10 protein-coding genes are annotated in these 11,921 nt (G+C 72.5%); 2 read left to right on the forward strand and 8 right to left on the reverse strand.

The window, feature by feature from the left end; translation table 11 throughout:
• Positions 1-435: 435 nt before the first annotated feature.
• From ACGFYV_RS02230 to ACGFYV_RS02240, 3 genes are all read right to left on the reverse strand, one after another.
• On the reverse strand, positions 436-1,116 hold the full coding sequence (locus ACGFYV_RS02230) for a hypothetical protein (protein ID WP_393876424.1): 681 nt from the start codon (positions 1,114-1,116) through the stop codon (positions 436-438).
• Positions 1,117-1,241: 125 nt separating this feature from the next.
• Entirely contained in the window at positions 1,242-1,700 is a 459-nt protein-coding gene (locus ACGFYV_RS02235) for a DUF5959 family protein (protein WP_393876425.1), read from the reverse strand.
• A gap of 35 nt (positions 1,701-1,735) precedes the next feature.
• Complete coding sequence (locus tag ACGFYV_RS02240) at positions 1,736-3,454, reverse strand: MFS transporter (protein WP_393876426.1); 1,719 nt, start codon at positions 3,452-3,454, stop codon at positions 1,736-1,738.
• Between the two features lie 554 nt (positions 3,455-4,008).
• Between ACGFYV_RS02240 and ACGFYV_RS02245 the strand changes: the two genes are divergently transcribed.
• Positions 4,009-4,464, forward strand: a complete 456-nt coding sequence (locus tag ACGFYV_RS02245; RefSeq protein ID WP_393876427.1) for an archease — start codon at positions 4,009-4,011, stop codon at positions 4,462-4,464.
• A gap of 109 nt (positions 4,465-4,573) precedes the next feature.
• Here ACGFYV_RS02245 and ACGFYV_RS02250 read toward each other — a convergent pair whose 3' ends face one another.
• Positions 4,574-5,986 carry an RtcB family protein gene (locus tag ACGFYV_RS02250; RefSeq protein ID WP_393876428.1) on the reverse strand — a complete coding sequence of 471 codons (1,413 nt, stop codon included), beginning with the start codon at positions 5,984-5,986 and terminating at the stop codon, positions 4,574-4,576.
• A gap of 371 nt (positions 5,987-6,357) precedes the next feature.
• Between ACGFYV_RS02250 and ACGFYV_RS02255 the strand changes: the two genes are divergently transcribed.
• The gene (locus ACGFYV_RS02255; RefSeq protein ID WP_393876429.1) at positions 6,358-7,329 is read left to right on the forward strand and encodes a hypothetical protein; all 972 of its coding nucleotides are present in this window, start codon (positions 6,358-6,360) and stop codon (positions 7,327-7,329) included.
• A gap of 23 nt (positions 7,330-7,352) precedes the next feature.
• Here ACGFYV_RS02255 and ACGFYV_RS02260 read toward each other — a convergent pair whose 3' ends face one another.
• From ACGFYV_RS02260 to ACGFYV_RS02275, 4 genes are all read right to left on the reverse strand, one after another.
• Positions 7,353-8,450 (reverse strand): chemotaxis protein, encoded by a 1,098-nt coding sequence (locus tag ACGFYV_RS02260; protein WP_393876430.1) that lies wholly within the window; start codon positions 8,448-8,450, stop codon positions 7,353-7,355.
• A gap of 323 nt (positions 8,451-8,773) precedes the next feature.
• Positions 8,774-9,076, reverse strand: coding sequence for a Sec-independent protein translocase subunit TatA (gene tatA, locus ACGFYV_RS02265; protein ID WP_393876431.1), 303 nt, complete (start codon positions 9,074-9,076; stop codon positions 8,774-8,776).
• A gap of 120 nt (positions 9,077-9,196) precedes the next feature.
• Positions 9,197-10,909 carry an LCP family protein gene (locus ACGFYV_RS02270; protein WP_393876432.1) on the reverse strand — a complete coding sequence of 571 codons (1,713 nt, stop codon included), beginning with the start codon at positions 10,907-10,909 and terminating at the stop codon, positions 9,197-9,199.
• A gap of 212 nt (positions 10,910-11,121) precedes the next feature.
• Positions 11,122-11,865 (reverse strand): lytic transglycosylase domain-containing protein, encoded by a 744-nt coding sequence (locus tag ACGFYV_RS02275; RefSeq protein WP_393876433.1) that lies wholly within the window; start codon positions 11,863-11,865, stop codon positions 11,122-11,124.
• Positions 11,866-11,921 lie beyond the last annotated feature (56 nt).

The following is an 11,921-nucleotide window of genomic DNA, read 5'->3' on the forward strand; positions in this document are numbered from 1 at the left end:
CGGTGTCGTTCAGGCAGCGGGTGCGGAACTCCACCGCCCGCGTCGTGCCGTTCTTGCACCGTGCCCGGAGGACATCGGCGCGGGCCCGGCCGGCCCTGCCTACCTGTGCGGTTCCGAACGGCCCGGCAGTGTCCGCCCCGTCCTCGGCCGCGACAAGGAGCCAGGCAGCCGACTCCCCCAGGGCTGCGGAGGCGTCGTAACCGAACAGCCGTTTCGCGTCGGGCTCCACAGGACGATCCGGCCCTCACCGTCCACGCCCCGGCCGACACGTGCAAGTCGTCCGGCAGCCATCCGGGCTCCTTCGCGGCCCGCTCGCCGTCCGGACCGGGGCCCGTGGCTGCACAGGCGTCGGCACCCATCACCCGGCCGCCTTACTGTCGACCGACACCCGTGGACACCACACAGGTCCGCCCCTTCTGTGTGACAGCCGGGCTCCTACGGTGCGTCGTCGGCCCTGTCCGCCCCGTCGGCCCGCGGGGCGCCGTACCAGCGCCAGGTGTTGAGGCGGGGCCGGCCGGGCAGGTCGGTGCGGCCGGTGGCCCACAGGAGGGTCGGCCAGCGCTCGGTGTCGGTCGGGGCGTGGGGGAAGAGGCGGGTCAGCACGCGGTCGCACAGGTCGGCGGGCGGCGACCAGTCGATGCCCAGCCCCTCGGCGACGTCATGGGTGTGCACCAGGGTCTCGACGACGCCCATCGCGGCGAAGCCTTCGGGATCGGAGGCACCGAAGATGTGGTGTGCCCTGAGCGTGGGCGCCGCGGTGCGGACGATGGCGGTCAGGAGGGCGCCGCTGGCGTCCAGGACCTGGAGCAGCCCCGCGGGGCCGGCCTCGCGGTCCGCGAAGACCGCGTTCGCCGGGCCGCCCGGCCGCTTGCGGCTCCAGGCGAACGGGACATGGGTGCTCGTGGGCGGGTTCGCCGGGCCGAGTTGGACGGCGTAGGAGAACAGGTCGTCGGCAAGGTGCTCGACCGTCTCCCAGCAGTCCCATTCCAGGGAGCCGGCCCTGACGCTCCAGTCCGCCCCCTCCGCCCGGCGCAGCGCCGACACGGCAAGCCGGACGGCACGTTCCACATCGGCGCCGGTGACCGCCCTCGCGGATGTTCCCCGTGCTTCATGCATGACCGGACCGTATCAACATCAACATCAACATCAGTATCAACATCAACGATCGCCGATCCCGAGGCGGCCTCAAGTGCGTTGCGGACAGGCGCGCTTCGGGCAGGCGCGCTCCGGGCAGTGCCCGTTCAGTCCTCGTCCTCGCTCAGGGGCCAGGTGTCCCAGACCAGGTCGAGGCGCCGGTACGCGTCGTCGAACCAGGCGTCGGCCAGGGAGACGGTGACCGTCACGGTCGTGAGGGACATGGAGTGGTCCTCGATCGTGACCTGGCACCGGTCGTCGTCCTCGTCGAGTTCGATGAACAGCCATGGGGCGCGTCCTCCCTCGCGCCAGGTGATGTCCTGTCCCGCGTCGAGCGAGTCCAGGGCCTGCTGCCACCGCCGCAGGTCCTCGGGGACGAGCCAGGTCGCGAGGGTGCCACGGACGAAGGGCGTATCGACCACGAACTCCCCGGCCAGGGCATAGGCCCCGGCCCTCATCTGCTGCTCCTTGCCCGTGATCCTGAGGACGACGCTGTTGCCATCCCCCTCCAGACGGATCAGGTCGACCGAATCCCCCGCCATGCCCACCCCTCCTGGCTTCTCCATGATCGAGAAGCCTAGCGGGGCGCGGGGATCCCGGCCTACGAGGTGGTGCGCAGTTCCTTCAGGCTGTCCGCCGTCAGGTGCCGGGGGGCGTCGTCCGGGTCGACGAGTACGACGCTGCAGCCGGCGGTGTGGGTGAGGGCGGAGGTGAAGCTGCCGTCGGCGAACTGGGCGAGGGGGCCGCGCGGGGAGCGGCCCACGGCGACGACACGCGCGCGGACGTCGGCGGCGTGCCGGGCGACCGCGCGGCCGGCGGCGGCGTGGTCGCCGACGCTGGTGAGGATCTGGCCGGTGGCGGCGATGCCGTGGGCGGCGAGCCGGTCGAGATGCGCGGTGACGGCGGCCCGGGCGGCGTCGAAGTCCTCGGTGTCGACGGCCTGTTCCTCGACGACGGCCGTCTGCTGGACGTGCACCACCTCCAGCGGGCTGCCGGTCTCCCGGGCGAGCCGTGCCGCCGCGTCGACGATGGCACCGGCGCGCTCGTGCGCGCCCACGGCGACGACCACCGCGGGCGTGCCGCCCTTCGCGGCGTTGCCCACGGGGATGAGGGCCGGCGCCACCGGCTCGCCCTCGCCGGTGTGCTGTTCGGCCTGGCGAAGCAGGCTGTGGCCGCTGGCGAGCACGGGGACGGCGAGGAGGAAGGTGGCGGCGCCGAGGTAGAAGGGGACGCTGAGGTCGGTGGCGTCGGCGAGCTTGCCGACGACGTAGGGGGCCAGGCCACCGCCGATGAAGCGCAGGAAGCCGTACGCGGAGGAGGCCACCGGGCGCTCGACCGGGGAGACGAGCATGACGGCCTGGGTGGTGAGCGTGTTGTTGATGCCGATGAAGGCGCCGCTGACGATGACCGCGACGATCACGACCGTGGGATCCGCGACATTGGCGGCGATGACGGCCATCACGACGCCCAGGCCCACGAGGTTGGCGTACAGGACGGGGGCGGTGCCGTAGCGGGCCTGAAGGCGCGGGGCGAAGAAGACGCTGAAGGCGGCCACGAGCAGGCCCCATCCGGTGAAGACCAGGCCGAGTTGGTGGGCGTCCAGTTCCATCGGGTACGGCGCGTAGCCGAGCATCGTGAAGAAGCCCCAGTTGTACAGCAGGGCCATGATGCCCATGGTCAGCAGGCCCCGGTGCCGAAGTGCCCTGAGCGGGGCGAGCGGTGACGTGGGGCGCGCGGGCTTCGGCAGGTTGGGCACGAAGGCGAGGGTGGCCACCAGGGCGACGGCCATGAGGACGGCGACGCCGAAGAACGGGCCGCGCCAGCTGATGGCACCCAACTCGCCGCCCAGCAGGGGTCCGACGGCTATGCCGAGGCCGAGCGCGGTCTCGTAGAGGATGATCGCGCCGCCGAAACCGCCGCTGGCGGAAGCGACGATGACGGCCAGGGAGGTGGCGATGAACAGGGCGTTGCCCAGACCCCAGCCGGCCCGGAAGCCGACGATGCCGTCGATGGAGCCGGAGGCACCGGCGAGTGCGGCGAAGACGACGATGACGGCCAGGCCGATGACGAGGGTGCGCTTGGCGCCGAAGCGGCTGGAGAACCAGCCGACGATCAGCATGGCCACCGCGGTCACGATCAGGTAGCTGCTGAACAGCAGGGAGACCTGGCTGGGTGTGGCGTGCAGGCTCTCGGCCAGGGCGGGCAGGATCGGGTCGACCAGACCGATGCCCATGAACGAGATCACACAGGCGAAGGCGACGGCCCAGACCGCCTTCGGTTGCCTGAACGGGCTGGCGGCCTTGCCATGCGATGCGCTCACGCGTACTTCCCTCCCGGAGGCCGAGACCTCCGCACCCAGGTCCATAACCCGCTTATGCATAAGGGGATTATAAACATAGGTGCAGCATGAAACGAACTGCCGGGCGGGCGCAATGGGCGGGGCACCGTCACATGTCAGGTTTCACCCACATGTCAGGTTTCACCTCGGTCGTCAGGCGGCCGACCGGACGCGGAAGGGCCCTCGGACGGCTCCCGCGCCGACTTCCGTGCCGGCTGCCTTCCCGGCTGCTGTGCCGACTCCCGCGCCTTTCGGTACGCGGTCGTGCGGTGACGGTACGCACCGCCGCGGCTCGCGACCTCGATCGCGATGACGGGGTGCCCGAAGATCAACCGGAGGCGGGGGTGGTCGAGGATCAGCAGTCGAAGAGACATCTCGGTGGTTCCAGGGTTCGGATTCCGGGGTTCGTCGCGGGGCTGTCAGTCGCAGGGCTGCCAGTCGCAGGGCTGCCAGGAGACGGCTTTGTCCGGGTACCCCCACCGGCGCCGTCGATGCCTGCGGGGTGTGCGGCTCGGGCGAACGGGCACACGGAGGGCATGGTCGGTGACACGGGCGACGAGAGGCTGGCGCGCCGGCAGGGCACCGGCGGGCACCGGGCGGTGCCGCACACGGCCGACATACGGATCGAGGCGTGGGGGCCCAGTCGCGAGCGGTGTCTCGCGGAGGCGGTGCTCGGCCTCGTGGAGTGCTTCGCGGACGTCTCCGGCGCCCATCCGACCTCCGTCGAGCGCATGGAACTGCGTGAGGGCAGCGACGCGGAGCTGCTGACAGCGCTGCTGGACGAGGTCGTCTACCGGCTGGAAGTACGCGGCCAGGTGCCGGTCGACGTCGAGGCGGAGGCCGTCGACGACAGGCTGGGCGTGCGGCTGGCGGTCACCGGCCTCGACGCCGTGGAGATCACCGGCGCCCCTCCCAAGGGCGTGTCATGGCACCGGTTGCGGGTGGGGCCCGATCCGTACGGCTGGTCCTGCGCGGTGACGGTCGACGTGTGACGCCGTCACCCTCCTGGCCACGCCGAAACCACCCCGGAGCCACGCTGGAACCACCCCGGAGCCACGCTGGAACCACGCCGGAACCACGCCGGAACCACGCCGAAGGGCGTCACCCCTTCACCACACCCAGCGGCACCAGGCGGGCCACCCTGCGGCACAGCCCCGCGCCCTCGCCGGCCACCACGACCGCGTCGACGTCCTTGTATGCCTCCGGCGCCTCCTCGGGCAGGCTCCGCCAGGACAGCGGGCGGGCCGCGATACCGGCGTGCTCCAGCCTGGCGCGCAGTTCCCGGTCGGTGAAGGTGCGCATGGCCTCGTGGCGGCTCATCGTGCGGCCGGCGCCGTGGCAGGCGGAGGCGAAGGCGTCGCCGCCGGGTACGCCTGCCAGGACGTAGGAGGCGGTGCCCATGGTGCCGGGGATCAGCACCGGCTGGCCCGCCTCGCTCAGGTCGTCGGGCAGGTCCGGGTGGCCGGGCGGGAAGGCACGGGTGGCGCCCTTGCGGTGCACGCACAGCAGACGGCGTGTCCCGTCCACGGTGTGCGTCTCGATCTTGGCGAGGTTGTGGGAGACGTCGTACACGAGGGTCAGCCGTACGCCCGCGGCCCGCTCGAAGACCCGGCGTGCCGCGTCGGTGAGGAGTTGCCGGTTGGCGCGCCCGTAGTTGGCGGCTGCGGCCATGGCCCCGAGGTAGGCGCGTCCTTCGGGTGACTCCACCGGGGCGCAGGCAAGCTGCCGGTCCGGCACACGGATGCGGTGGCGGGCCATCGCGCGGCCCATCTCCCGCACGTGATCGGTGCAGATCTGGTGTCCGAGGCCCCGGGAGCCGCAGTGGATCATCACGCAGACCTGGCCGCCGGACAGCCCGAACGCCGCAGCGGCCCGCTCGTCGTACACCTCTGCGACCTGCTGGATCTCCAGGAAGTGGTTGGCGGAGCCGAGGCTGCCGACCTGTCCGAGTCCGCGCTCGCGTGCGCGCGGGCCGACCCGGGTCACGTCCGCGTCGGCGACCGCCCCGCCGTCCTCGCAGCGGGCCAGGTCGCGGTCCTCGCCGTGCCCCTGCTCCACCGCGTAGCGGGAGCCGCCCTCCAGGATCCGCTCCAGTTGTCCGGGGCCCGTCAGCCGCCAGACTCCGCCGGGGCCGGCTCCGCGCGGGATCGCCCGGTCCAGCCCGTCCATGACCGCGTGCAGGGCGGGCCGCAGTTCCGTACGGTCGCAGTCGGCGGCCAGCAGTCGTACGCCGCACGAGATGTCGAAGCCGACCCCGCCCGGCGAGACCACGCCGCCCGCGTGCACGTCGGTCGCCGCGACGCCGCCGATGGGGAAGCCGTAGCCCCAGTGGATGTCGGGCATCGCGTACGAGGCCCCGACGATGCCGGGCAGGGTGGCCACGTCGACCACCTGGTCGAGCGCCTGCTCGGCGCCCTTCAGCAGGTCCCGGGAGGCGAAGACGATGCCCGGGACCCTCATGTCCGCGTGCCGTTCGATACGGAAGCGGTAGGGGCGCTCCTCCACGAGTTCCATCGCAACCTCCCGCGATGTCTCCGAATCCTCCCGCGAGGTCTCCGGCTCGGTCGGGTGCTGTCGCCCTGGTGCGGGTGCCGATGCTGTCGCCCGGTGTTGTCGGTGCCGTCGCCCCGGCCGTGAGCAGGTGCTTTCCCGGTACCCGGTGCGGCGTCACACACACGCCCGGCAACCGCCCGCCGCGCTTCGGGGGGGCACTCATCGGCCGGTGACCTTTGCCATACCTCCAGGGGGTATCAAGCGGCAGATTCCGCCTATACCCCCCTCCCGTATCTATCGCAAGAAGATCCCCGCTTGAGCTTGGTACCCCCCAGGGGTATGTTGTGGAACAACGAGCCGCCCTCGGACGGCCCTTGAGACGAGGAGTGACCATGAACACCGGACTGCGGATCACCGTCTTCGCCGCCGCGCTCGCCGCCACCTTCGGCACCGCCTACGGCGTCGGCAGCGGTATAGGCCGGGTCTCCCCCACGACGGAGAGCGCCGCGCACGGGGCCCACGGAGCGCAGGAGGCCCACGGGGCACATGAAGGCACGGGCCATGCGTCAGCCGCTCCTCCCGGAGGCCTCCAGATCTCCGAGGGCGGCTACACCCTCGATCTGAAGACGCCCGCCGTCGAGCCCGGAAAGACCACCGATCTGCGGTTCAGGGTCGTGCGGGACTCGACCGGGCGCGCCCTCACCGACTACCAGCAGGAGCACACCAAGGAACTGCATCTGATCATCGCCTCACGCGACTTGACGCTCTTCCGCCACCTGCACCCGACCCGCGCCGCCGACGGCACCTGGTCCACCCCCGTGAACCTTCCGAAGGCCGGCACCTACCGGGTCTTCGCCGACTTCACACCTCGCGGCGGCGAAGGCCTCACCCTCGGCGCGGACCTCACCGCGTCCGGTATGTACGAGCCCGCCCGGCTCCCCGTCCCCGCGGCGACGACCGAGGTCGACGGATACGAGGTCGGCCTCCGCGGCAGCCTGGCTCCCGACCGGGCCGGCGAGTTGACGCTGAGCGTGACCCGGAACGGCAGGCCGGTCCGCGACCTCCAGCCCTACCTCGGCGCCTACGGCCACCTCGTCGCGCTGCGCTCCGGCGACCTGGCCTACCTCCACGTCCACCCGGCCGGCGCACCCGGCGACGGCAGGACCGAGGCGGGTCCGGACATCACGTTCACCGCGACGGCACCCAGCGCCGGCACCTACCGCCTCTTCCTGGACTTCAAGCACGAAGGCGCCGTCCACACCGCGGCGTTCACCGTCCGGGCGGGCCGGACGGGCACGCACCAGCAGGCGTCCGGTGCCGCCTCCGCGCCGGCCCCGGAGGAGCACTCCGGGCACGCGCACTGAACCAGGGCCCGCGCGAAGGCAGTTCAGTACCGCAGCACGGCGGCGACCCGTCCGGCGTCGGCGAGGGCGCCGTCGGGTACGAAGCTGACCTGGGCGCCGGTGTCGAGGCTGCGTTCGATCACCTCGTCGACGATGTCCTCGCGCGCCCCGGGCTCGTCGGCGCCGGCGGGAACGAGGTGGTCGCCGTCGTCGCGGACGGTGGTGCGGAAGTGCTCCTCGACCACCAGCCGGGAGATCCGGCCGTCCCCGGCGGCCTGCCAGACCTCGTCCAGGCCGGCGGCGAACTCCTGGCGCCCGCGGGCCTGGTCGAGGAGGGCGAGGGCCGCGTCGATCTCACGGTCGGCCTGGGCGCGGACGGCGGGCTGGACCACCCGGCGGACGGTCTCGGCATCGGCCTGGACGAGGCCGCCGTGCGGGATCTGCGCGGCGGCCTCCCTGGCGATGGTGCCGATGGCGTCCAGCAGTGAGAGCGCGGCGGCCTCGCCGGCCACGTACAGCGGGCGGGGGTCGGCGGCGAGGACCTTGCCGATCTCGATGTCGGCCTGCCGCAGGAAGGTCTTGGTCTCCTCGTCGCGGAAGGTGCTGGGCACGTCGCCGATCTGCTCCAGCCGTTCGGGGTCGGGCTTGTCGTAGACGCGTACCAGCGGGAAGCCGTGCGCGGTCTCCTCGGTCAGCCGCTCCTCGTTGCCGCCCCACAGCACCACCCGGTCGGCGGCGACCGCGAGCACCCAGCAGGGACGCTCGGCGGCCTGGGCGGCGACCAGGTTGCGGGTGAGGAAGGTGTCGGACAGGACGACCCGGGCGGGGGCGGTGCGTCCGAACGACCAGACCTGGTGCTCGCCGGGCGCGGCGAGGATCGCCAGGCCGTCCTCGGCGTGCACCAGGTCGACCTCCGCGAGGGCCCGGTCGAGCTGTTCCATCAGGTCCATCCGGTCGGCGCGGGACACCGCCGGATCGGACTGGACCCTCTCCTTCGCCTCAGCCAGCAGATTGCGCAGCCGGACCGGGTCCTGCGCGTTGTCCGGCTCCCGGCGGTGCGTGGGCATCAGGATGGAGACCGCCGGATGGGGCCGGGACCGGCGCAGCTCGGCGAGGACGGCGGGGCTGAGGTCGAGGTGCATGGTGACCCTTTCCGAAGGCGCTTCGGCCCTCTTCGCGTGGTCGCGTGAGGCTCGGAACTGCTCCCCGAAGTCCCAATGTACCCATTTGCCACATTTGCCGCCGCACCGCGCGGGGCCCCTTGCCGCACCGCGCGGAGCCCCCGGCCACACCGCGCGGAGCCCCCTGCCGCACCGGGCGGGACCCACGTGCCGCACCGCGCAGGACCCGCCTGTCGCGCCGGGAGTGCGCATCTTCATGGTGACGCGGCTGGTCACCGCGGCCACGCCGGGCAGGCCGACCGGAGGCCGTACGCCTGCCCGAGCGGGCGGGCAGATCTGCGGGATCAGTGGGCCGGGGTGCTCCCGGCAGTCGCTCGGGCCGTCGCGGCCTCGCCGCCTTCGCCGGGCTCGGCCGGGGCGACGCGCTGCGCGGGCTCGGCGATGGCCGCCCCCTCCGCCGCGCCGGCGCCCGTGGTGGAGGGCCCCTCGGCGCCGTCCTCCTTCATGGCCTTGGCCTCGCTCTTGAGGATGCGCATCGACTTGCCGAGCCCGCGTGCGGCATCGGGCAGCTTCTTCGAGCCGAACAGCAGGAGGAACACGATCGCCACGACCAGCAGGTGCCAGGGTTCCAGTCCATTGCGGAGCATCCCGCCCACCTCTTTCTATGCCGGACGGCGGTGCGCGCCGGACGCGCGACACCTGCCGCCCTCACCGCTTTTCATTGCTTCCTTGCGCAACTGTACAAGCCGGGATCTGCCCGCTCACCGTCAGGCGTCCGAGTCCGGCCTGCTCCGCGCCGCCGCGTACGCCTGGGCCGGTGTCATGGGCACACCCCCCACCTCGACCGTCTTGTACGGGCTGACCTTGGCGCACGTCTTGGCCTGGTCGGCGGTCTGCGCGTGGGCGTTGGAGACCGCGGCCTGGGTGTCGGCCGGAGCCGACGAGGCCGAGTCACCGCCCTGGAACGTGGTACCGGCCGGCCAGTCGCCGCCGATCACCAGCGTCAGGCCCGTGCCGGTGCCCTGCTTCAGATGCGAGGCGGACAGGGCCAGGGCCTTGGCCGCCGTCTGGGCCGCGCCCTTGTCGCCCGTGCCGTAGGTCAGGGTGGTCGTGGTGGCGGGCTCGGGCGCGTTGGCCGTGGTCGTGGCGGGGCTGAACCCCTTGTCCGTGAGCGCGGTCGCCACGGCGGAGGCGCGTCCGGTGATGGCGGTGCCGTTCTCGACGGTCACGGCGATCTCGGCGGCGGGCACGGCCGGGGCGGCGGGCTTCGCCGTCGCCGAGGCCGCCGCGGACTTCTTGCCGGACCCGGTGGTCAGCGACTTGTCGTCGGCGATGGTGGCGAACAGGCTCCTCGCGCCGGGGCCCACCACCACCCGGTCCTTGTTGCCCGGGTCGGGGGCCGTCTGCATCGTCGTGAAGGTCATCCGCTTCGCGGGCACCTTGTTCACGTCGTCGGCGAGTCCGATCAGCTTCTTCACCGTGCCGAGGCCGTCGTCCACGGTCAGTGCCTTGGTGGAGGCGTCGGCGAGGTCGTAGACCGCCGTGGGGTCGGTGAGGGTGCCCGCGCTCTTGAACTTGCGGATCATCGCGCTGAGGAAGATGTGCTGGGAGACGGTGCGGCCCAGGTCGCTGCCGTCGCCGAAGCCGTGCCGGGAGCGCACGAACTCCAGGGCCGCGACGCCCTTGAGGGTGTGCGTGCCCTTGGACAGCTTGAGATGCGAGTAGGTGTCGTAGACGTCGTCGCTGACACACACCGGGACACCGCCGACGGCGTCGGACATCTTGACCACGCCGGAGAAGTCGAGCTTCACGAAGTGGTCGATGGGGATTCCGGTGAGCTGGTGGACGGTGGCGACCTGGCAGGCCGGACCGTACTGCAGCGCGCTGTTGATCTGGCCGTAGTAGCCGGCCGTGGACTGGCCGGACGCGCTGTCCTTGCAGGCCGGGACGCGGGTCATGGTGTCGCGCGGGATGCTCATCACGGTGGCGTTCGAGCGGTCGGCGGATATGTGCACGACCATCTCCACGTCCGCGTTGCTGCCGGTCTGCACCCCGGTCTTCGAACAGCCGCCGCCGAGCTTGCAGTCCGTCTTGCTGGTCCGGCCGTCGGAACCCATCACCAGGATGTTGATCGGGGTGCGGCCGAACGCGTCGGCCTTCTCCTGGCCGCCCTTGCCGTCGAGCGCGACGCTGTTGATGTTGCCGTTCAGGTGCTCGTAGAACCACCAGCCGACGCCGGCCGTGCCGAGCACCAGGACCGCCAGGCACAGGCCGATGATCCGCAGCGCACGGCCGCCGGTCCTGCCGCGGCCAGGGCGGGCCCGGCGGCCGGACCGCGAGCCGCGCGCACGGGAGGCCGCTCGGGCCGCGGCACGTCCGCCCGGCGGGCGTCCGCCGGGCTCGGCCGTACGCTGTCCGGGCACCTGGGCGGTGCGGCTGCGCGTGGCCTGGCCGCTCGGGCCGTCCCACGGGTCGCTCATGTCCCACTCCCATGACGCTCGAGCGCGGCATGCGGGGCCGACGGAGGAGCGACCGGGCGTGCGCGACGATGTGCCGACGGGCGGAGCCGGAACCCCACCTCGATTGCGTAGTTGCGCAATCTAACAAACTCGTCACCCGAACAGCGCAGGCCCTGGCCCTGTTCACAGGTGAGGCATGTCATGAAAACGGCGTGACGATGGTGAGGACGCGGTCAGAGGGGTCCGTCCACGCCGACCGCCTTGCCTGCCTTGGCCCAGTTCGTACGCAGTCTGTCGAGATAGGACCGGGCCCGGCTGTCGGGTCGCGCACCGCGGGCGAAGGCCAGCATGTCGTCCGGTCCGGCGTTGTAGCCGAGGGCGAGCAGCGCGCTGCGGCTGTAGGCGGCGGGCCACCGCGCGGGCAGCCGGCCGGCGAGGTCGTGCAGGTACCAGGCGGCGGACTCGATGGCGAGGTCACGGTCGTCCGGCAGCTCGTCCCAGCGGCGGCCGGCGAAGTCCCGGCCCCTGCGGACCTCGTCGAAGGCGGCCCGGCGCATGTTCGCGATGCCGATGGCCGCGTCCGGCCCGGACTTCTGCCAGGCGCGCTCCAGGGCCGGGTCGTGCGGCGTGTACGCCTCGTTGTAGAGGATCGCCATGAGCAGCTGCGCGCTGACGCCGGCCTCGCCGGCCCGGGTGCGGACCTGTCGGGCGTAGTCGGCGGGGTCGTACGACGTGGCGACTCCCGCGGCCGTCGTCGCCGCCGTAGCCGTCGCCGTCGCCGTGGCGGAGGGCGGCGCGGCGGGCGCGGGCGTGGTGGCCGGGGCGGCCGACGGGGTGGGCGCCGACGCGGACGCGCGCGCGGGAGGCGGTGTGTCGCTCTGCGGCGTGTTGGCGGCGCGGACGATGACGTACCCGCCCAGGGCGAAGACGATCACGGCCACCGACCGTCGGCGCCAGGGCGCCCGGGACTCGGACATGTCGTGCCCTCCCTCGTCGTGCCCTCTCTCGCTTTCCGCTCTCGGCCAGCACCCTT

Origin of the sequence: Streptomyces sp. NPDC048297, assembly GCF_043201585.1 — a bacterium.
Lineage (GTDB): Bacteria > Actinomycetota > Actinomycetes > Streptomycetales > Streptomycetaceae > Streptomyces.